Source organism: Streptomyces subrutilus (assembly GCF_001746425.1).
GTDB lineage: Bacteria > Actinomycetota > Actinomycetes > Streptomycetales > Streptomycetaceae > Streptomyces > Streptomyces subrutilus_A.
In genome coordinates this window covers 5,130,398-5,150,142 of record NZ_MEHK01000001.1, presented here as the reverse complement: position 1 = coordinate 5,150,142, position 19,745 = coordinate 5,130,398, and the positions used below count along the sequence as shown (strand labels likewise).

Sequence of the window (19,745 nt, the reverse complement as noted above, 5' to 3'; positions counted from 1 at the left end):
CGAGCGCATCCGGGTGAACGCGGAGCGTGCGCGCCGGACGTCAGGTGGTGGTCAGCACCGTGTGCTCCACGGGGTCCCCGGCGGCGAACCGCGTGAGCTGGCGCGCGAGCATGCGCTTGGCCCGTGGCGCGAAGGCCGTGCTGCTGCCGCCGACATGAGGCGTGATCAGGACGTTCGGAGCATGCCAGAGGGGGTGGCCGGCGGGCAGCGGTTCGGGGTCGGTCACGTCGAGCGCCGCGCGCAGCCGGCCCGACTCGACCTCGGCCAGCAGGGACTTGGTGTCGACGACGGGCCCGCGTGCGACGTTCACGAGCAGGGCGCCGTCCTTCATGCGGCCGAGGAACGCGGCTCCGGCCAGCCCGCGGGTGGTGTCGTCGAGCGGGGTCGTGAGGATCACCACGTCGGCGCCGGGCAGGAGTTCGGGCAGATCGGCCAAGGCGTGGACGGGGCCGCGCGGTGCGGTGCGCGCCGAGCGGGCGACACGGGTGACGCGCTCGCACTCGAAGGGCGCGAGCCGGTCCTCGACGGCCGAGCCGATCGACCCGTAGCCGACGATCAGCACGGACTTGTCGGCGAGGGCGTCGTAGACCCCGAACCGCCATTCCTCGCGGTCCTGGCCGCGGACCATGCCGGGGATGCCGCGCAGGGAGGCGAGGGTCAGGGCGAGGGCGAGCTCGGCGGTGCTCGCCGTGTGCACCCCGGCCGCGTTGCACAGGCGCACTCCGGGTCGCAGGTCCGCGAGCCCGCCGAGGATGTGGTCCGTGCCCGCGGTGAGGGTCTGGACGACCCGGAGGGCGGGCATGGCGGCCAGCGGACGCACGGTGACCTCGGGGGACTTCATGTACGGGGTGACGTAGAAGACGCAGTCGGCGGGATCGGCCGGGAAGGCGTCCTCGCCGTCCCAGTGGCGGTACGTGAAGGAGTCGGGCAGGCCCTCGATCTCCTCGGCGGGGAACGGGAGCCAGACGTCGCGGGTCTTTACAGTCATGATCAGGAGGCTATGCCAAGCGTTCGGACCAGGCCGTTGGCTAGGTTGGTGCCGGACCGGGAGGGGGACGCACGGGTGGAGCGCAGGTCGATCGGGGCGGGGGCGCTGGCGGTGGGCGCCGTCGGTCTCGGCTGTATGCCGATGAGCTGGGCGTACGCGCCTTCGCGGCGGCGGGGGCAGGAATCGCTGGCGGCGGTGCACACGGCGCTGGACCTGGGGTCGAACCTGCTGGACACGGCCGATCTGTACGGGCCGTTCACCAACGAGCTGCTGCTGGGGCGGGTGCTGGCGGAACGGCGCTCGGAGGCCTTCGTCTCCGCCAAGGTGGGGCTGCGGGCCGGGGACCAGCACGTGGTGGCCGACGGGAGGCCGGGCTATCTGCGGCGGGCCTGCGATGCCACGCTGCGCCGGCTGCGGACCGATGTCATAGACCTCTACCAGTTGCACCGGGTGGATCCGGACGTGCCGGTGGAGGAGACCTGGGGCGCGATGGCGGAGCTGGTGGGCGCGGGGAAGGTGCGGGCGCTCGGGTTCTGCGCGCTGGGGGCCGGAGCCGGGCCGGGGGCCGGGCGGCGCGGGGACCGGGCGTACGGGACGACCGTGCGGCACCTGGAGCGGGCCCAGCAGGTGTTCCCGGTGAGCGCCGTGCAGGCGGAGCTGTCGGTGTGGTCGCCGGAGGCGGCGTGGCAGCTCCTGCCGTGGTGCGCGGCGCGCGGGGTGGGCTTCCTGGCGGCGATGCCGCTGGGCAGCGGGTTCCTGACCGGGACGCTGACTCCGGGTGAGGGGTTCGAGTCGCAGGACGTGCGGGCCCGGCACCCTCGGTTCACGGCGCACGCGATGGCCTCGAACCAGGCGCTGGTGGCGGGGCTGCGGCGGGTGGCCGGGCGGCACGGCCCCGGGGTCACGGCCGCGCAGGTGGCGCTGGCCTGGGTGCTGGCGCAGGGTCCGCAGGTGGTTCCGGTGCCGGGGGCCGACCGGGCGCGGTGGGCGGCGGAGAACGCGGCGGCGGCGGAGGTGCGGCTGACGGCCGGGGACCTCTCCGAGATCGCCGCCCTGCCGGCCGCGGTGGGAGCCTGGGACTGACCGCGCCTGACCGGGCCTGACCGGGGCTTGACCTGGGGCCCGGCCTGGAGCCTGACGGGGGCCGACCGGGGCCTGACCGGGGCCTGCGGCCACAACCACTCGATCGGGTGTACGAGTGGTGGAACTTCGGGAACCGCCGGGGCTGTTGAGTCTGATGAAAGGGCAGGATCGGACGACCGGAAGGGAGCAGGGCCATGCGATACGGAAGTGCGCGCGGACGGCAGGCGGGGTACGGGGCTCCGGGCGGGCCGCGCAGGGGCGTGCTGGCGGCGGTGGCGCTGGCCGGGTGCGGCGCCCTGCTCGCCGCGGGGTGTTCGCCGGCGGGCGGGCCGAAGGCCGGGCCGGGGGCCTCTCCACCGGGCACGGCGGCGGGTTCCGGGTCACCCGGCCCATCGGGGAGTGCGTCCTCCTCACCGCAGGTCTCCGCCCCGCCGGCGAAGGGCATGGTGACGGTGACCGGCGAGGTCGCCAAGGGGCTGGAGTCCCCGTGGGGCGTGGCCCCGCTGCCCGGCGGGGACCTGCTGGTGGCCTCGCGGGACAAGGGGACGATCAGCAGGGTCGCGACGGGCTCGGGCGCGGTCACCCGGATCGGGGAGGTGCCCGGGGTGGCCCCGGGCGGGGAGGGCGGGCTGCTGGGTCTCGCGCTGTCCCCTTCCTTCGCCTCGGACCGGCTGGTGTACGTCTACTTCACGACGGAGTCCGACAACCGCATCGCCCGCATGCGCTATGACGAGCAGCGGCCCGCGGGGCAGCAGCTGGGCGCTCCGGACACGGTGCTCCGGGGCATCCCCAAGGGGCTCGTCCACAACGGCGGCCGGATCGCCTTCGGCCCGGACAAGATGCTCTACGCGGGGACGGGCGAGACCGGTGAGACGGGGCTCGCGCAGGACAAGAAGTCGCTGGGCGGCAAGATCCTGCGGATGACCCCGGACGGGGATCCGGTGCACGGCAATCCGGAGCCGGATTCGGTCGTCTACTCCTACGGGCACCGCAATGTGCAGGGCCTCGCGTGGGACAAGGACAAGCGGCTGTGGGCGGCGGAGTTCGGCCAGAAGGCCTGGGACGAGCTGAATCTGATCGAGCCCGGCGCGAACTACGGCTGGCCGCAGGCCGAGGGGAAGGCCGGCAGACCGGGCCTGCGGGATCCGGTGGCCGTGTGGAAGACCGACGAGGCCTCGCCGAGCGGGATCGCGTGGGCCGAGGGATCTGTGTGGATGGCCGGTCTCAGGGGCAACCGACTGTGGAGGATCCCGCTGGCCGGGGCGGAGCCGGTGGCCGAGCCCGAGGCCTTCCTGGAGGGTGAGTACGGGCGGCTGCGCACGGTGGTGCCGCTCGGCGGAGACCGCTTGCTGCTGGTCACGAGCGAGACGGACGGGCGCGGGTCGCCGGAAGCGGGCGACGACAGGATCCTGACACTGACGGTGCGGTGACCGGCACGGGCAATCCCCGCTGGGACGGAAGGTGTGGTGGACGCGGTGTTCAACATGATCGAGGAGCTCTTCAACCCGGGACGCAAGCACACGGACGAGGAGAAGAAGCGGCTGGAGCTGTCCCGGGCCGACGTCAATGACGGGGACCCGGGACGGGGGCCGATAGACCTGGAGTCCGGCCAGGTGCTCATACGCGTCGGTGAGCGGCCTCCGGCCGGACGCTGAGGGGCCCCGGCGGGGCGAAGAGCCGCAGCCGGTGGGCGAGGGCGGCCGCCTCGCCGCGGCCGGCGACCCCCAGCTTGGCCAGGATGTTCGAGACGTGGACGCTCGCTGTCTTCGGGGAGATGAACAGCTCCTCGGCGATCTTGCGGTTGGTGCTGCCGGCGGCCACCAGGCGCAGGACGTCCCGCTCGCGGCTGGTCAGGCCGAGTGCCTCCACCGGGTCGGCCTGCGGTTCGGGCGGGGCCGGGATGTCGGCGGTCAGCGGGAGCCGGGCGCGCTGGGCGAGCAGGGCCAGGTCCTCCCGCAGCCGGCGTGAGCCGAGCCGGCCGGCGGTGGCGTGGGCGTCGCGCAGCAGAGCGGCCGCCGAGTCACGGCAGCCCCCGGCGGCCAGCATGGCCTCGGCGAGCCGGTGGCGGGCCCGGGCCAGCAGGTAGGGGCGCTCCAGCGGGCGGACGGCCGCTTGGACGGCGGTCCAGTCGGCCACGGTGTCCCGGTCCTCCGCCCTCAGCAGCTCGACGCGCAGGTACTCGGCGTGGGCGGTCCACACCGGGACCGGGGCGGCGAGGTGGCGGGCGGCGGCGCGCAGCACCTCCAAGGCGGCGGCGCGGCCGGTATCGGCGGCGGGCAGGCCCCGTGAGTCGGCCTCGGCGGTCGCGGCCGCGAGGAGGAGCGGCCAGGCGTACCGGTGCTGGCCGAGCGGGAACCCGTACTCGATCGCGGCGGCCGTCTCGGAGCGGACGTCGGCGATCCGGCCCTCCCCCGCGGCGATCCCCACCGCGAGGCGGTAGAGCGGTATCCGGTGCTGGGGCTGGGTGTCGTGGGTGCCGAAGTGGCTGTGGGCGGCGGCGAGCTGCTGGGCCGCCTCCGTCAGCTCGCCCCGGGCCAGGGCGAGGTAGGCCAGCCGTGCGGAGGCGGATCCGCGCGGAGCGGCGCTCTGGCCGACGAGCAGGGTGCGGCGGGCCGCGGCGGTCGCCTCGTCCCAGCGGCCGAGGCTGTAGAGGCTCTCCGCCATGTTGCCGCGCACCCACGCCTCGGTGTCGAACAGGCGTGACCTGCCGACGAGTTCCGCTCCCTCTTCGGCCAGCGCCACCGCTTCTTGTGACCGTCCCATGCTTTCCAGCTGAGAGGTGAGGTTGATATGCGCACGTCCCGCGAGCATCGTGAGCCCGAGTTCGGTGGCCCGGTCCTTGACCGTGTGCAGTTCGGCGAGGCCGACCTCGCCGGTGCCGGCGTCGGTGAGGAGGCAGCCCACCGTGATCCGGGCGTTGAGCTCCACTTCCTCGGCGCCGACCATCCGCGCGTAGGCGACGGCGCGCTGGGCGGCCTCCAGGTTGCCGGGGCCCGGGTTGTGGAGCATGCCCCAGCCCGCGGCCCGGACGAGGACCTCGGCGTGCACCTGGGACGGGGGCAGCCCCTGGACCAGCTCCTGCGCCTTGGCGATCTCCTCCCAGCCGTCGCTGCGGCCGAGACCGGCCACCAGCCGGGAGCGCTCCGTCCAGAACCAGGCGGCCCGCAGAGGGTCGTGGCCGTCCTCCAGCGTCCTCAGGGCCGTCTTGGTGATCTTGAGGGCGCGTTCCCGCTCGCCGCCGTAGCGGGCCGCGACGGTCGCCTCCGCCAGCAGGTCGAGCCGCCGCAGCGGGGTGCCGGCCGAGTCGCAGCCGCACGGCGGGTACACGTCGGTGTCGTCCGCCGGGCGCAGTGCCTCGCGGACCTCCTCCGGGGCGCTGTCCCACAGGTCCATGGCCCGCTCCAGCAGCCGCAGCTGTTCGGAGTAGGCGTGGCGGCGGCGGGCGGCCACGGAGGCGGCGAGTACGGCGGGCAGCGATTTGGCCGGGTCGTTCGCCCGGTACCAGTAGTTGGCCAGCCGGATGACCCGCTCCTCGGCGCGGATCAGGGACTCGTCGGCCTCCAGCGCTTCGGCGTAGTGGCGGTTGAGGCGGGAGCGCTCGCCGGGCAGCAGGTCGTCGCTCACGGCCTCGCGAACGAGCGAGTGGCGGAAGCGGTAGCCGTCGCCGTCGGTGGTGGCGAGCAGGATGTTGGCGCCCACGGCGGCGCGCAGGGCCTCGATGAGCTCGTCCTCGGTGAGCCCGGCGACGGCGCGCAGCAGCGGGTACTCGACGGTGGAGCCGCCCTCGGCGACGATGCGCACCACGCGCTGGGCCTCGTCCGGGAGGACCTCGACGCGGACGAGGAGCAGGTCGCGCAGGGATTCGGTGAGTCCGGCGCGGCAGCCGCTCGCTCGGGAGGCGACGAGTTCCTCGACGAAGAAGGCGTTGCCGTCGGAGCGTTCGAAGACGGAGTCGACGAAGTCCTCCTCGGGCTGCGAGGCGAGGATTCCGGCGAGCTGACGGCGCACTTCGGCCCGGTTGAAGCGGGGCAGTTCGATGCGCTGGACGGTGCGCAGCCGGTCCAGTTCGGCGAGGAGCGGGCGCAGCGGATGGCGGCGGTGGACGTCGTCGGCGCGGTAGGTGGCGACGACGACGAGCCGGCCGCTGCCGAGGGTGCGGAAGAGGTAGGAGAGCAGGTGCCGGGTGGAGGTGTCCGCCCAGTGCAGGTCCTCCAGGACGAGGACGACGAGGCGTCCGGCGGCGAGGCGTTCCAGCATCCGGGCCGTCAGTTCGAACAGCCGGGCGGTGCTCTCCTCGTCGTGGGGGCCGCGGGGGGTGTCGCCCAATTCGGGGAGGATCCGGGCGAGTTCGCCTTCCTGGCCCGCCGCGGCGGCGGCGAGTTCCTCGGGGAGCTCGCGGTGCAGGGTGCGCAGGGCCGTCGAAAACGGGGCGAAGGGAAGTCCCTCCGCCCCGATCTCCACACAGCCTCCGACGGCGACGACGGCGCCGCGGCGGGCCGCCTCCCCGAGGAACTCCTCGGTGAGGCGGGTCTTGCCGACCCCGGCCTCTCCCCCGATGAGCACCGCCTGGGGCTCCCCGCCGGCGGCGCGGGTCAGGACGTCGGTGAGCAGGGCCAGTTCGTCGGCTCGGCCGACGAACACCGGGCTGACAGATCTGGTCTCCACGTCGCCGAGCATCGCACAGGGGTCCGGCCCGGCGGCACTCGTTATCGGTGCGCTTCTCATCACGTGTCAGTTCACGCGGGTCGCGGCGCGGATCACGCGGCGCGGGCGAAGCGGCCGCGGTGTCCTCTCACCACCCCTTCGGGTTCCTGGCTCCGCGAGGAGGCGCGGCGTGCCCTCTTGGCCTCCCGCGCCAGGCGGTACGCGTCGGCCTCGCGGATGAGGTCGGCGCGGCGGGCGGCTGCGATCTCGTACTCGAACATCTCGTACTCCCTGGTTGCGTTGCTCGGGCACCTCGTTCGGTGGGATCCGAGCTTCGCGTCCCAGGGGGTGCCGGCACATCGGTCGCATGCCGCATCTGCCGGGGGCAGGGGGCCTTAGTCCGGAGCCGCGGGAGCCGCGGACGGACTCAGGGGACCTAAGGCAGTGCCTAGCCGGCGGCCTTCGGGATGGCGAGGAGGAGGTCGAAGTACATGAGGACGAAGAGCAGGATGCCGAGCGCGCCCAGGGCGATGCCCGCCCAGGAGACGGACCGCACCCAGGTGGGGAGGGTGCGCTCGGGGGAGGCGAAGGCGGGCAGGGCCAGCACGAAGACGGCGATGATCAGGGCGACGGTGGAGAAGATGCCGTTGACCAGGGCGGTGGCGTGCCACGGGCCGACGAACTGGGCGGCGATCTGCGCGTTGGCGTCGGCGGCCTGGGACAGGTCGAGACGGCCGGTGATGCTCTTGCGCTCGGACACGATGCCGGCGACCCAGCTGCCGCTGAGGGCGACGACGGACAGGCCCGCGGCGACGATCGCGGAGGCGGCGGCTCCGACGTGGCTCGGCTGCGCGTCCTGGTCCTCGTCGAACGTGTCGTCGTCCAGGTCCCCGTCGGTGAGCGCGTCGTCGGCCTCGGCGGGCTGGGGGGTCTCGGCCTTCTCGAGGTCGACGGGGGTGGTGTCCGCCTCGGGGGCGTTCGGGGCGGGGGTCTTCGTGGTGTCCATGCGGGGCACGGTAGGCGGCCTGTCTGAGAGTCTCATGAGAAATGCGGCGGGCCCCGCCGGGGCGGGGCCCGGGCAGGGCTCAGGCGGGACGGGCCGCGGACCACTCGTGGGCGAGGACGGCCCAGATCTCGGTGCTCTGGCGGACGCCCCGGTGCAGGTGGTTCTCGCGCATGACGCCCTCGCGGGTCAGGCCGAGGCGCTCGGCGACCGCGATGCTCTTCTTGTTCCCGGTGGCGACGTGCCATTCCACGCGGTGCATGCCGCGCCCGTTGAAGGCCCAGTCGATGAGCACCCGGCAGGCGGCGGTGACCAGGCCGCGTCCGGCGGCGGACGGCTCCAGCCAGCAGCCGACTTCGCAGTTGCCGGAGGCGGCGTCGAAGGCCGGGTAGAGCACTCCGCCGACGAGCGTGCCCTCGACCCAGATGCCGAAGAAGCGGGTGCCGTCGTTCGCGGCCTTCTCGGCGTTGGTACGGAGCAGTTCGCGCGCCGAGTCCAGGTCGGTGGCGCGGTCGGGGAAGCCGACGAACCGGCCGATGAACTCGCGGCCGCGGTCCATGTGGGCGAGGAACTCCTCGGCGTGCCACACCTCCAGCGGCTTCAGCTGGGCGTCTTCGGCCAGGTCTATCGCGAACATGCGTGGAGTCCTTACGGCTGGTCAGCGGGACACGAGTACGGGGTCAGCCGGCTCCGCGCCGTCCTCGCTCGGCCGCTGTGCCGGAAGTTTCGCATGCGCGCCGCGGTCCGGGGGCTCGATGCTGATCCGGGGCAGCCGCCGGTCGAGCCAGGCGGGCAGCCACCAGTTGGCGCCGCCGAGCATGTGCATCAGGGCCGGGACGAGCAGGGTGCGCAGGACGAAGGCGTCGAGGGCCACGGCCGCGGCGAGCGCGATCCCGAACATCGCGATGATCCGGTCGCCGCTGAGGACGAAGGCCAGGAAGACGGCGATCATGATGACGGCGGCCGAGTTGATGACCCGGCTGGTCTCGGCGAGGCCCACGCGGACGGCCCGCCGGTTGTCGCCGGTCTCCAGCCACTCCTCGTACATCCGGCTGACGAGGAAGACCTGGTAGTCCATCGACAGTCCGAACAGGACCGAGACCATGATCACGGGGAGGAAGGGTTCGATGGGCCCGGCGCTGCCCAGGCCCAGCAGTTCGCTGCCCCAGCCCCATTGGAAGATCGCCACGACGACGCCGAAGGAGGAGGCGACGGCGGCGATGTTCATGACTGCCGCCTTGACCGGGATGCCGATGGACCGGAAGGCCAGCAGCAGGAGCACGCAGCCCAGGGCGACGACCACGGCGACGAAGAGCGGCAGCTTGCCGACGATGACCTCGGCGAAGTCGTCGTAGCCGGCCGTCACGCCGCCGACGTGGACCTCCATGGAGCTGTCGTGCGCGGCGCGCGGGATGACGTCCTCGCGGAGCCGGTCGACGAGGTCGCTCGTGGCCCGGGACTGGGGGGCGGAGTCGGGTACGACGGTGAGGACGGCGGTGTCCCCGCTCCGGTTGAGGACCGCCGGGCCGGTGGAGGCGACGCCCTCGGTGGTGCGGAGCGCTGCCGCCAGCCGGTCCACGGCGAGCCGGTCGCCCGCGCCGTCGAGGCGGGCGACGACGGTGAGCGGCCCGTTCGTGCCGGGCCCGAATCCTTGCGCCAGCAGGTCGTAGGCCTGGCGGGTGGTGGAGGTGGCCGGGTTGTTGCCCTGGTCGGAGGTGCCGAGGTGGAGGGAGAGCGTGGGCAGGGCCAGCACCGCCATGACCGCGGTGGCGATGACGCCCAGCAGCTTCGGGTGGCGTTCCACGAAGGCGGACCAGCGGGCGGCGAAGCCGGTGGTGTGCTCGGGGCGCGGGCCCTCGGCGGCGAGCCTGCGGCGCTCGCGGCGCGAGAGGGCGCGTGTGCCGATGGAGGAGAGGAGGGCGGGCAGCAGCGTGACCGAGGCGGCGACCGTCAGGACCACCGTCACGGAGGCGGCGATCGCGACGCCGTCCAGGAAGTTCAGCCGCAGCACCAGCATGCCGAGCAGCGCGATGCAGACGGTGGCTCCGGCGAAGACGACGGCCCGGCCGGTGGTGGCGACGGCGTTCTCCGCGGCCTCCTCGACGGGCAGTCCGCGGGCCAGGCCCTTGCGGTGCCGGGTGACGATGAACAGCGCGTAGTCGATGCCGACGCCGAGGCCGACGAGCGTGCCGAGCATGGGGGCGAAGTCGGCGACGGGCATCGCGTGGCCGAGCAGGGTGATGCCGAAATAGGCGGTGCCCACGCTGACCAGGGCGGTCGCGATGGGCAGCAGGCTGGCGGCGAGCGAGCCGAAGGCCAGGAAGAGGACGAGGGCCGCGACGGCGACGCCGATGACCTCGGCGAGGTGGGCGGTGGGGGCCTCGGTCAGGGCGATGGCGCGGCCGCCGAGTTCGACCTGGAGGCCGTCGGTCTCGGTGCCCGGGTTCTTCGCCGTGTCGACGACGGCCTTGGCCTGGGCCTTGGGAACGGCGTCGGCCGGGCGGTCGAAGGTCACCACGGCATAGGCGGTGCGGCCGTCGGCGCTGATCCGGGCGGCGCTGTCGGGGCCGGGGCCGTAGGGGCCGGCGACCGATCCGACGCCGGGGAGCACCGCGACGGCGTCGAGCGCGCGGGTCATGCGCTGCTCGACGCCGGGGGTCCGCACGCTCTGGTGCTCGGGGGCCCGCCACACGATGGTGTCGGTATCTCCGCCCTGGCCGTGGAAGCCCGCGCGGAGCAGGTCGTGTGCCTTGCCGGACTCGGTGCCGGGGACCTCGTAGTCATTGGAGAACGCCGCTCCGGCGGTGACCGCGGCCGCCGCGGTCCCCCCGAGGGCGAGCAGCCAGATCATGACGGTGAGAAGTCGGTGCCGCATGCACCACCGTGCGAGCGCTGCCAACGGACGTGCTCCCTGAGGGGTCGGATCTTTACCGGGAGACAGCCCGTCGCAAAGAACGCGTGAACTCGTGAAGGCGGCCGGGAGCACGGGGGATCGCCCCGGGGCCCCGGCCATGATGGTCTACACCTCAACGATCTCAGCGTTTCGTGATCGTCGGCCCCTTTCGTGTGCATCGTCACAGGGGGCGGGGAGGTGCGGGACCTGGGTCACCGCGAGTCGGGTTCGTCGACCCGGTAGCCGGGGATCGAGGGCCATCTGACGGTGAGGACCACGGCGTCCTCCTCCGCGTACCAGGAGTGGTCGACGCCCCGCCCCCAGAGCACGTAGTCCCCCTGCTCGGAGAGGACGACGGTGCGCCCGGGGAACTCCAGCCGGAAGCGGCCGCTGATCAACACGAGCAGGGCGGTGCGCTTCTCCGCGGTGGCCCAGCGTTCCCGCGCGTCGCCCTTCGTGTGGACGCCCCACTTGATCTCCACGTCTTCGCTGTGGCGGGGATCGGAGGGGTCCTTGAAGTGGCCGAGGAGCCAGCCGCGGTCGGCGGCCGCGTCGGGGGTCGCCTTGCCGGTGTAGATGGTGGAGTCGTCGTTCACGGGGGTGAGGCTAATGCAGTTGTGCTGCCGGCCGGACACTGGTCAGCTGGGGCGATGACCATGGATCACGAGGAACTCCTCAAGGTGCGGGCCGCGTACGACGCCCGGATGCGGCGCGGTGCCGAGCCGGACGCGGCGCAGGCCCGGGTGGAGCGGACCGCCGCGGTCGTCCGCCAGACGGTGCCCGGCCTCGGCTGGAACGGCGTGCTCTGGTCGGACCTCGACGAGGAGACGGCGGACGCCGAGATCGCGGCACAGGTCGCGCACTTCGCGGGCCTGGGGGCGACGGAGTTCGAGTGGAAGCTCTACGACCACGACCGGCCCGCTGACCTGGGGGCGCGGCTGCGGGCGGCGGGATTCGTACCGGAGCCCCCCGAGACGCTGATGGTGGGCAGGACGGCCGAGCTCGCCGGGCTGCCGGTGGCTCCCCCCGAGGGCATCACCCTGCGGGTGGTGACCGACGAGGCGGGCGTGGACCTGATGATGGACGTCCACGCGCGGGCCTTCGGTACCGAGCGGCCGCAGATCCGGGAACAGATGCTGAGCCTGCTGCGCGAGCGGCCGGACTCCCTGGCGGCCGTCGTGGCGATGGCGGGCGAGACCCCGGTCAGCGCGGCCCGGATGGAGATGCGGCCGGGTACGCCCTTCGCCGGGCTCTGGGGCGGCGGCACCGACCCTCGGTGGCGCGGGCGCGGCATCTACCGCCTGCTGGTGGCCCACCGGGCCCGCGTGGCGGCGGAGCTCGGCATCCCCTACCTCCAGGTGGACGCGTCGGCGGACAGCCGCCCGATCCTGGAGCGGCTCGGCTTCGCCGTGCTGGGGGTGACCACTCCTTACGTCTGGTCCGGGCGATAGGCGCCGGCCTACCGGTCCAAGGGGTGGCAGCGTGGCCGGAAACGGCTTCCCCCGGCTCGGGGGCGGCGGGCAGGATCGTCCGCATGGAAAGCATCGAACGGATCACCCCGCCCCTCACCGGAGACGAGCGCGAGACCCTCCGTGCCTACCTCGACTACCACCGGGCCACTCTCGCCTGGAAGTGCCAGGGCCTGTCCGACGAACAGCTGCGCCGCGCCTCGATGCCGCCGTCCACCTTGTCGCTGCTGGGCCTGGTCCGGCACATGGCCGAGGTCGAGCGGCACTGGTTCCGCCGGGTTCTGAACGGCGAGGAGCTGGCGCACCTGTGGTCGGACAGCCACGACTTCCAGGCCGCCTACGACGCCTCCGGTTCCGATCGTGCCGAGGCGTTCACGGCCTGGGAGGCGGAGGTGGCCCACTCACGCCGCATCGAGGCCGCCGCCGCCTCGCTCGACGTGACGGCCTACGTGCCGCGCTGGGAGAAGGAGGCCTCGCTGCGCATGCTGATGCTCCACCTCATCCACGAGTACGCCCGGCACAACGGCCACGCCGACTTCCTCCGCGAGGGCATCGACGGGGTCACCGGAGCCTGAGCCGGGACGCCGCCGGCCGCGACGCCGGCCCGGGGCACCCAGGCCGGGGCACGCAGGCCAGTCCCCGCCGGCCGGGTCGCGCCGGCCCCGAGCGGCGGCCGTCCTCAGGCCGCGCGCCAGTAGCCCAGCGCGTTCACCCGCTGCTTCGGCAGGGCGAGTTCCTTGCGCAGGTACGCCGTCAGCGTGCGGGTCGTGGCCGTGTCGCAGGCCAACCAGACGTACGCGGCCGCCGGGTCGGACCCGACCAGCTCCGGCAGCTCCGCCCGGACCCGGTCGGCCAGCGCCGTCCCGGCCCGCGCCACCCGGCGGATGTCGTGCCGGTCCGCGTGCTCCCGCAGCGGCAGGCCGGCGTCCGAGTCGTGCTGCGTCTCGAACCAGACCGTCGCCGGGGTCTGCGGGTAGGCGTCCAGCAGGGAGTTGACCGCCGGGAGGGACGCCGCGTCCCCGATGACGAGCAGCCGCTCCGGCGCCGGGTCCGGAGCGGCGAATCCGGTCCCCTGCACGGTGGCCTCGACGGTGTCCCCCGGCCTGGCGGCGCGCGCCCAGGCGCTGGCGACGCCGTCGTGCAGGGCGAACTCGAAGCAGAAGGTGCCCGCTTCCGGGTCGGGGTCCACCAGGGTGTAGGCGCGCTGGTGCGGCTTGCCCGCGCCCTCGAACCACACGCGCACCCACATCGTCGGATGCAGCGACTCCCCGGCGGCGGCCAGCAGCCCGCCGTCCGTGAAGTACACCCGGCGGTAGTGCTCCGTGACGTCTTCCGCACCCGTCACCGTGAACGTGAAGTCCTTACCCCTGAGCAGCTTGAGGACCACGCCCTCCCAGCCTTTGACGACCGCCATGTCCAGCCCCTCCCCTGACACCCTTATAGTTAGGTCAGCCTAACCTAATGCACTATGGGGAAGAGTGTGAGCAGTGTGACCAGCGAGAGCAGTGCGAGCAGCGACGACCAGGCTCCCGGCGGTGTCCACGGGGCCCGCGAAGCGTACGGGACCCACGAAGTCTTCCGCGACCCCTGGGGCATCCCCCACCTCCGCGCCGCCGACGCCCTCGCCCTCGCCTACGCCCAAGGCCGTGTCACCGCGCTCGACCGCGCCTGGCAGCTGGAGGTCGAACGCCACCGCGCCCAGGGCTCCAGCGCCTCCTTCCTCGGCGCGGACTGCGTGGCATGGGACCGGTTCGCCCGCCAGAGCCGGATCGACGACACCGCCCGCCGCTGCTACGCGGCCCTGGACGCGGAGGACCCCGGGACCGCCCGCTGGGTCCGCGCGTACGTCGACGGCGTCAACGACGGGCTCGGCGCCGGCGCCGCCCGCGACGAGCGCTTCGCGCGCACCGGCCTGAGCCCCACCCCCTGGGAGCCCTGGGTCCCGCTCGCGATCTGGACCGCGACGCACATCCTGTTCGCCGGCTTCGCCACCAAGCTGTGGCGCGACCGCGTGGCCCGGGCCCTCGGCGAGGACGCGGCCACCCTCTTCGCCACCGACGGCCCCGGCACCGCCGGCAGCAACGGCTGGCTGGTGCCGGGCGACCGCACCGCCACCGGCGCGGCGATCATCGCGGGCGACCCGCACCGGTTCATCGAGGACCCGGGCGTCTACCAGCAGATACGTCTCTCCTGCCCGGAATACGACGTGCTCGGCCTGGCCGTCCCCGGCGTCCCGGGCCTCGCCCACTTCGGCCACACCGGCTCCGCCGCCTGGGCCATCACCAATGCGATGGCCGACTACCAGGACCTGTACACCGAACAGCTGCGCGGCGAGGGCCCCGGCCTCGAGGCGCTCGGCCCGGACGGCGTCTGGGAAGCGGTCGCCCGGCACACCGAGGCCATCACCGTGGCGGGCGGCGAGGGCGCGCCCGCGACCACCGTCGAGGTCGAGGTCCTGGAGACCGCCCGAGGCCCGGTCATCGTCAACGAGGGCGGCCGGACCCTCTCGCTGCGCTACCCGCCCCGCGTCCGCGAGGACCTCGGCTTCGCCGTACTGCCCGCCCTGCTGCGCGCCCGCACCGTCGCCGACATCGACCGCGCCTTCGACGGCTGGGCGGAGCCCGTCAACGTCGTCCACGCCGCCGACTCCGAGGGGGGCCTGCTGCACCGCGTCGCGGGCGCCGTGCCGCTGCGCGACAACACCAACCGGCTGCGCCCGGTACCCGCCTGGGACCGGGGCCACGACTGGCGGGGCTGGGCCGAAACCCCCGTCGAGCCCGTGCAGGGCTTCGCCGTCATGGCGAACGCCCGCGGCATCGCCTCCCCGCTCGGCGTGGAGTTCGCGCCCCCGCACCGCGCCAACCGCATCCGCGAGCTGCTCAGCGGCTCCGCCGACTGGTCGCCGAAGGCGATGGCCGACGTCCACGGGGACACGCGCCTGGCCTCCGCCGAGCCGCTGCTCGCCCTGCTACCGGCGCTCGACGGGCTCTCCCCCGCCGCGGCGGACCTGCGCGCCCGGCTGCTGGCGTGGGACCGTCACATGGCGGCCGACAGCACCGACGCCACCGTCTTCTCTGCCTTCCGCACCGCGACCGTACGCCGTCTCGCCGCCGACCCCGTCTTCGCGGACCTGGCCGGCGCCCCCGCCGGCCCCGAGGTGTTCCACCCCTGGCTGTACCTGGTCCCCCGGATCGGCTACGCCCTCGAAGGCCTGCTCACCACCTCCCTCCTGCCCGGCCTCGACCGCGCCGCGCACGTGCGGGCCGCCCTGGAGGAGACGGCCTCGGCCGGCGCCCCCGACGCGCCCTGGTCACAGGTCCACCGCCTCGCCCCCTGGTCGGCGCTGCCGGACCCGGAGGCCGAGTGGCCCGGCCTCGGCGGCGACCACGACTGCGTGAACGCCACCTCCTCCGTCCCCGGGTTCACCGACCTCACCGCCCGCGCGTCGGCGGCCCGCTACGTCTGGGACCTGGCCCGCCGGGAGGACAGCCTCTGGGCGGTCCCGCTGGGCGCCGACGGCGTCCCCGGCTCACCCCACCACCGCGACCAGCTCCCCCTCTGGGCCCGCTGCGAACTCGTCCCCGTCGTCACCGACTGGACCCGTCTCACCAAGGAATCCGCATGACCTCCACCAGACAGCCCGTGTACAGCCAACTCGTCGAGGGCTTCGGCACGGTCACCGTCACCCCCGTCGACCCGGCCGCCGACTCCGCCCTGATCCACAGCTGGGTCACGCAGGAGCGGGCCCGTTTCTGGGGCATGGGCGAGGCCAGCCGCGAACTCGTCCAGGAGATCTACGAGGACGTCGACCGCCGCACCACGCACCACGCGTTCATGGTCAGCCGTGACGGCGAACAGGTCGCGCTGTTCCAGACGTACGACTGCGCCGAGGACCGGGTCAGCGAGTGCTACGAGGTCCAGCCCGGGGACGTCGGCGTGCACCTGCTCATCGGCCCCGGCAAAGGCGCGGCGGTGCACGGGTTCACCACCGCCCTGCTGGAGGTCTTCCTCGGCTTCCTCTTCTCCGTCTGCAAGGCGCGCCGCGTGATCGCCGAGCCGGACGCCCGCAACGAGAAGGCCATCGCGGTACTGGAGCGCAACGGCTTCGCCCCCGGCGTCGAGATCGAACTCCCGGAGATCGACCTGCCCGAGGTCTACCTCCCGGCGAAGAAGGCCCTCCTGGCCGTCTACGACCCGCGGGCCGCGTCGGCGTCGGTCTGACAGCCGGGCCGGCTCCGCCCTTGGGCCGGGGGCGCGGTACGAGAGGTGATCGCCCTCGCTTCTCCGTCCCTCGGGCGCCGAGGCGCCCGCCCGCGGGGCCGCCAGGGAACGGCAGACGGCCCCGCACCGGGATTCCGGTGCGGGGCCGCCGCGTTACACCTGCTCGGCCGGGCTGCTACTCGCAGACGCCCAGGCGCTCCAGGATGAGCTCCTTGACGCGCGCCGCGTCGGCCTGGCCGCGGGTGGTCTTCATGACCGCGCCGACCAGGGCGCCGACGGCCGCGATCTTGCCGCCGCGGATCTTGTCGGCGATGGCCGCGTTGCCCGCGATGGCCTCGTCCACGGCCGCGCCGAGCGCGCCCTCGTCCGAGACGACCTTCAGACCGCGCTTCTCGACGACCTCGTCCGGGGTGCCCTCGCCGGCGAGGACGCCTTCGAGGACCTGGCGGGCCAGCTTGTCGTTCAGCTCGCCCGCGGCGACCAGCGCCGCGACCCGGGCGACCTGCGCCGGGGTGATCGGCAGCTCGTCGACGACGACGCCCTGCTCGTTGGCGTTGCGGGCCAGCTCGCCCATCCACCACTTGCGCGCGGCGGCCGAGTCGGCACCCGCCTCGATCGTGGCGACGATGGAGTCCACCGCGCCCGCGTTGAGGATCGACTGCATGTCGTGCTCGCTGACGCCCCACTCCTCGCGGAGCCGGTTGCGGCGCACGCGCGGCATCTCGGGCAGACCGGCGCGCAGTTCCTCGACCCACGTGCGGGCCGGGGCGACGGGGACCAGGTCGGGCTCCGGGAAGTACCGGTAGTCCTCGGCGTTGTCCTTGATGCGGCCGGCCGTGGTGGAACCGTCCTCCTCGTGGAAGTGCCGGGTCTCCTGCACGATCGAGCCTCCGCCGCTCAGCACGGCCGCGTGGCGCTGGATCTCGAAGCGGGCGGCGCGCTCGACGGAGCGCAGCGAGTTGACGTTCTTCGTCTCGCTGCGGGTGCCGAACTCGGACTCGGGGGTCGGACGCAGCGACAGGTTCACGTCGCAGCGCATCTGGCCCTTGTCCATGCGGGCCTCGGAGACGCCGAGCGCCTTGATGACCTCGCGCAGCTCGGCGACGTACGCCTTGGCGACCTCGGGGGCCCGTACGCCCGCGCCCTCGATCGGCTTGGTGACGATCTCGATGAGCGGGATGCCGGCGCGGTTGTAGTCCAGCAGCGAGTGGGACGCGCCGTGGATACGGCCGGTGGCGCCGCCGACGTGCAGCGACTTGCCGGTGTCCTCCTCCATGTGGGCGCGCTCGATCTCCACGCGGAAGATCTCGCCGTCCTCCAGCTGGACGTCCAGGTAGCCGTTGAAGGCGATGGGCTCGTCGTACTGGGAGGTCTGGAAGTTCTTCGGCATGTCCGGATAGAAGTAGTTCTTCCGGGCGAAGCGGCACCACTCGGCGATCTCGCAGTTCAGCGCGAGACCGATCTTGATGGCGGACTCGACGCCGATCGCGTTGACGACCGGCAGGGAGCCGGGCAGACCGAGGCAGGTGGGGCAGGTCTGCGAGTTGGGCTCGGCGCCCAGCTCGGTGGAACAGCCGCAGAACATCTTGGTCCTGGTGCCGAGCTCGACATGGACCTCGAGGCCCATGACGGGGTCGTACGACGCGAGGGCGTCCTCGTACGACATCAGTTCGGTGAAGGTGGTCACGGTGAAACTTTCCCTCTCAGCCCAGCAGGACGTCGTCGTCGCCCAGGCGCTTCAGCTCGCGGTACAGGATCGCGAGGCCGGTGACGATGGCGGCGGCGGACACGACGGCGTCGACCAGCTTCAGCATGTCGTTGTCGGTGCGGGCCATTTTGGCCTGCTTGACCACGCTGATGGCGCCGAAGGCGGTGGTGCCGATCGACAGGTAGGTCCCGGTCCTGGACTTCTTGAAGCCCTTGGCCTTGGACAGTGCGCGGGTGCTCACAGCGACGGTGCCTCCTCAAGCAGCGGGTGACCCCAGCGGGCGACGAAGGCGGCCTCGACGGCCGCGCCGACCTTGTACAGCCGGTCGTCCTTCATCGCGGGGGCGATGATCTGGAGCCCGACGGGGAGGCCGTCCTCCGGCGCCAGGCCGCAGGGGAGCGACATGGCGGCGTTGCCGGCCAGGTTGGTCGGGATGGTGCACAGGTCCGCGAGGTACATGGCGAGGGGGTCGTCGGTGCGCTCGCCGATCGGGAAGGCGGTGGTCGGGGTCGTCGGGGAGACGATCACGTCGACCTGCTCGAAGGACTTCTCGAAGTCCTTGGTGATGAGCGTGCGGACCTTCTGGGCGGAGCCGTAGTACGCGTCGTAGTAGCCGGAGCTGAGCGCGTACGTGCCCAGGATGACGCGGCGCTTGACCTCGTCGCCGAAGCCGGCCTCGCGGGTCAGGGCGGTGACGTCCTCGGCGGACCTGGTGCCGTCGTCGCCGACGCGCAGGCCGTAGCGCATGGCGTCGAAGCGGGCCAGGTTCGAGGAGCACTCGGACGGCGCGATCAGGTAGTACGCGGCCATCGCGAGGTCGAAGGAGGGGCAGTCCAGCTCGACGATCTCGGCGCCGAGCTCCTTGAGGAGCTCCACCGACTCGTTGAAGCGCTGGACGACACCGGCCTGGTAGCCCTCGCCGGCGAACTGCTTGACCACACCGACGCGCATGCCGGCGACGGAGCCGCCCCGCGCGGCCTCGACGACCGGCGGGACCGGGGCGTCGATGGAGGTGGAGTCGAGCGGGTCGTGGCCGGCGATGACCTCGTGGAGCAGCGCGGCGTCCAGGACCGTGCGGGCGCAGGGGCCGCCCTGGTCGAGGGAGGAGGAGAAGGCCACCATGCCGTAGCGGGAGACGCCGCCGTAGGTGGGCTTCACGCCGACGGTGCCGGTGACGGCGGCGGGCTGGCGGATGGAGCCGCCGGTGTCCGTGCCGATGGCGAGGGGCGCCTGGTACGCGGCGAGCGCGGCCGCGGAGCCGCCGCCGGAGCCGCCGGGGATCCGGGTGAGGTCCCAGGGGTTGCCGGTCGGGCCGTAGGCGCTGTTCTCCGTCGACGACCCCATGGCGAACTCGTCCATGTTGGTCTTGCCGAGGATGACGACGTCGGCTTCCTTCAGCTTGCGCGTCAGGGTGGCGTCGTAGGGCGGGATCCAGCCTTCCAGGATCTTCGAACCGACGGTGGTCGGGACCCCGACGGTGGTGAAGATGTCCTTGAGGGCGAGCGGTACGCCGGCCAGCGGGCCGAGCTTCTCGCCGGCGGCGCGCTTGGCGTCGACGGCGCGGGCCTGGGCGAGGGCGCCTTCGCGGTCGACGTACAGGAAGGCGTGGACCTTCTCGTCCGTCGCGTCGATGCGGGCCAAGTGGGCCTCGGTGACCTCGACGGCCGTGAGCTCGCCGGAGGCGATCTTCTCGGCGGTCTGGGCTGCCGTGAGCTTGATGATGTCGACCATGGCTG

General features: G+C 73.3%; 18 protein-coding genes. 7 read left to right on the top strand and 11 right to left on the bottom strand.

Annotated elements, in window-relative coordinates; translation table 11 throughout:
• Positions 1-40: 40 nt before the first annotated feature.
• Entirely contained in the window at positions 41-988 is a 948-nt protein-coding gene (locus tag BGK67_RS24320; RefSeq protein ID WP_069922071.1) for a 2-hydroxyacid dehydrogenase, read from the bottom strand.
• 75 nt (positions 989-1,063) lie between these two features.
• Here BGK67_RS24320 and BGK67_RS24315 point away from each other — a divergent pair, with 75 nt between their 5' ends.
• From BGK67_RS24315 to BGK67_RS24305, 3 genes are all read left to right on the top strand, one after another.
• Positions 1,064-2,071, top strand: a complete 1,008-nt coding sequence (locus tag BGK67_RS24315; protein WP_079154349.1) for an aldo/keto reductase — start codon at positions 1,064-1,066, stop codon at positions 2,069-2,071.
• A 194-nt stretch (positions 2,072-2,265) separates the two neighbouring features.
• Entirely contained in the window at positions 2,266-3,501 is a 1,236-nt protein-coding gene (locus BGK67_RS24310; protein ID WP_079154348.1) for a PQQ-dependent sugar dehydrogenase, read from the top strand.
• Between the two features lie 36 nt (positions 3,502-3,537).
• Positions 3,538-3,726 carry a DUF6191 domain-containing protein gene (locus BGK67_RS24305; protein WP_432215476.1) on the top strand — a complete coding sequence of 63 codons (189 nt, stop codon included), beginning with the start codon at positions 3,538-3,540 and terminating at the stop codon, positions 3,724-3,726.
• On the opposite strand, the gene BGK67_RS24300 is transcribed toward BGK67_RS24305, so the two are convergent.
• From BGK67_RS24300 to BGK67_RS24280, 6 genes are all read right to left on the bottom strand, one after another.
• Positions 3,689-6,748, bottom strand: a complete 3,060-nt coding sequence (locus BGK67_RS24300; RefSeq protein WP_069922070.1) for a helix-turn-helix transcriptional regulator — start codon at positions 6,746-6,748, stop codon at positions 3,689-3,691. The genes BGK67_RS24305 and BGK67_RS24300 overlap by 38 nt on opposite strands.
• Positions 6,749-6,828: 80 nt before the next feature.
• Complete coding sequence (locus BGK67_RS39020) at positions 6,829-6,996, bottom strand: hypothetical protein (protein ID WP_167739593.1); 168 nt, start codon at positions 6,994-6,996, stop codon at positions 6,829-6,831.
• A gap of 167 nt (positions 6,997-7,163) precedes the next feature.
• On the bottom strand, positions 7,164-7,721 hold the full coding sequence (locus tag BGK67_RS24295; protein WP_069922069.1) for a hypothetical protein: 558 nt from the start codon (positions 7,719-7,721) through the stop codon (positions 7,164-7,166).
• A gap of 79 nt (positions 7,722-7,800) precedes the next feature.
• The gene (locus BGK67_RS24290; protein ID WP_069922068.1) at positions 7,801-8,355 is read right to left on the bottom strand and encodes a GNAT family N-acetyltransferase; all 555 of its coding nucleotides are present in this window, start codon (positions 8,353-8,355) and stop codon (positions 7,801-7,803) included.
• 21 nt (positions 8,356-8,376) lie between these two features.
• Positions 8,377-10,617 (bottom strand): MMPL family transporter, encoded by a 2,241-nt coding sequence (locus BGK67_RS24285; protein ID WP_069922067.1) that lies wholly within the window; start codon positions 10,615-10,617, stop codon positions 8,377-8,379.
• A 206-nt stretch (positions 10,618-10,823) separates the two neighbouring features.
• Positions 10,824-11,207, bottom strand: a complete 384-nt coding sequence (locus tag BGK67_RS24280; RefSeq protein WP_069922066.1) for a cupin domain-containing protein — start codon at positions 11,205-11,207, stop codon at positions 10,824-10,826.
• A gap of 60 nt (positions 11,208-11,267) precedes the next feature.
• On the opposite strand from BGK67_RS24280, the gene BGK67_RS24275 reads away from it, so the two are divergent.
• Both BGK67_RS24275 and BGK67_RS24270 read left to right on the top strand, forming a co-directional pair.
• On the top strand, positions 11,268-12,062 hold the full coding sequence (locus BGK67_RS24275) for a GNAT family N-acetyltransferase (protein WP_069924075.1): 795 nt from the start codon (positions 11,268-11,270) through the stop codon (positions 12,060-12,062).
• A gap of 83 nt (positions 12,063-12,145) precedes the next feature.
• Complete coding sequence (locus tag BGK67_RS24270; RefSeq protein ID WP_069922065.1) at positions 12,146-12,655, top strand: DinB family protein; 510 nt, start codon at positions 12,146-12,148, stop codon at positions 12,653-12,655.
• A gap of 104 nt (positions 12,656-12,759) precedes the next feature.
• On the opposite strand, the gene BGK67_RS24265 is transcribed toward BGK67_RS24270, so the two are convergent.
• The gene (locus BGK67_RS24265) at positions 12,760-13,494 is read right to left on the bottom strand and encodes a siderophore-interacting protein (RefSeq protein WP_069922064.1); all 735 of its coding nucleotides are present in this window, start codon (positions 13,492-13,494) and stop codon (positions 12,760-12,762) included.
• Positions 13,495-13,569: 75 nt separating this feature from the next.
• Here BGK67_RS24265 and BGK67_RS24260 point away from each other — a divergent pair, with 75 nt between their 5' ends.
• Both BGK67_RS24260 and BGK67_RS24255 read left to right on the top strand, forming a co-directional pair.
• Positions 13,570-15,705: a penicillin acylase family protein gene (locus BGK67_RS24260; protein WP_432215526.1), complete on the top strand. Its 2,136-nt coding sequence runs from the start codon at positions 13,570-13,572 to the stop codon at positions 15,703-15,705.
• Positions 15,702-16,301, top strand: a complete 600-nt coding sequence (locus tag BGK67_RS24255; protein WP_069922063.1) for a GNAT family N-acetyltransferase — start codon at positions 15,702-15,704, stop codon at positions 16,299-16,301. The genes BGK67_RS24260 and BGK67_RS24255 overlap by 4 nt, the downstream gene beginning before the upstream one ends.
• 175 nt (positions 16,302-16,476) lie before the next feature.
• On the opposite strand, the gene gatB is transcribed toward BGK67_RS24255, so the two are convergent.
• Genes gatB through gatA form a run of 3 tightly spaced genes read right to left on the bottom strand, consistent with a single transcriptional unit; the run spans position 16,477 to position 19,740 of the window.
• Positions 16,477-17,967, bottom strand: a complete 1,491-nt coding sequence (gene gatB / locus BGK67_RS24250) for an Asp-tRNA(Asn)/Glu-tRNA(Gln) amidotransferase subunit GatB (RefSeq protein ID WP_069924073.1) — start codon at positions 17,965-17,967, stop codon at positions 16,477-16,479.
• 37 nt (positions 17,968-18,004) lie between these two features.
• Positions 18,005-18,250, bottom strand: coding sequence for a hypothetical protein (locus tag BGK67_RS24245; protein WP_069922062.1), 246 nt, complete (start codon positions 18,248-18,250; stop codon positions 18,005-18,007).
• The gene (gatA, locus tag BGK67_RS24240) at positions 18,247-19,740 is read right to left on the bottom strand and encodes an Asp-tRNA(Asn)/Glu-tRNA(Gln) amidotransferase subunit GatA (RefSeq protein WP_069922061.1); all 1,494 of its coding nucleotides are present in this window, start codon (positions 19,738-19,740) and stop codon (positions 18,247-18,249) included. Before gatA ends, BGK67_RS24245 begins: the two co-directional genes overlap by 4 nt.
• Positions 19,741-19,745: the final 5 nt, after the last annotated feature.

What these genes read in the sequence shown, in the direction of transcription:
- BGK67_RS24295 (WP_069922069.1), bottom strand. Translation starts at nt 7,721, where the DNA reads ATGGACACCACGAAGACCCCCGCCCCGAACGCCCCCGAGGCGGACACC.
- BGK67_RS24310 (WP_079154348.1), top strand. Translation starts at nt 2,266, where the DNA reads ATGCGATACGGAAGTGCGCGCGGACGGCAGGCGGGGTACGGGGCTCCG.
- gatA (WP_069922061.1), bottom strand. Translation starts at nt 19,740, where the DNA reads ATGGTCGACATCATCAAGCTCACGGCAGCCCAGACCGCCGAGAAGATC.
- BGK67_RS24275 (WP_069924075.1), top strand. Translation starts at nt 11,268, where the DNA reads ATGGATCACGAGGAACTCCTCAAGGTGCGGGCCGCGTACGACGCCCGG.
- BGK67_RS24290 (WP_069922068.1), bottom strand. Translation starts at nt 8,355, where the DNA reads ATGTTCGCGATAGACCTGGCCGAAGACGCCCAGCTGAAGCCGCTGGAG.
- BGK67_RS24320 (WP_069922071.1), bottom strand. Translation starts at nt 988, where the DNA reads ATGACTGTAAAGACCCGCGACGTCTGGCTCCCGTTCCCCGCCGAGGAG.
- BGK67_RS39020 (WP_167739593.1), bottom strand. Translation starts at nt 6,996, where the DNA reads ATGTTCGAGTACGAGATCGCAGCCGCCCGCCGCGCCGACCTCATCCGC.
- BGK67_RS24265 (WP_069922064.1), bottom strand. Translation starts at nt 13,494, where the DNA reads ATGGCGGTCGTCAAAGGCTGGGAGGGCGTGGTCCTCAAGCTGCTCAGG.
- BGK67_RS24270 (WP_069922065.1), top strand. Translation starts at nt 12,146, where the DNA reads ATGGAAAGCATCGAACGGATCACCCCGCCCCTCACCGGAGACGAGCGC.
- gatB (WP_069924073.1), bottom strand. Translation starts at nt 17,967, where the DNA reads ATGTCGTACGAGGACGCCCTCGCGTCGTACGACCCCGTCATGGGCCTC.
- BGK67_RS24300 (WP_069922070.1), bottom strand. Translation starts at nt 6,748, where the DNA reads ATGCTCGGCGACGTGGAGACCAGATCTGTCAGCCCGGTGTTCGTCGGC.
- BGK67_RS24255 (WP_069922063.1), top strand. Translation starts at nt 15,702, where the DNA reads ATGACCTCCACCAGACAGCCCGTGTACAGCCAACTCGTCGAGGGCTTC.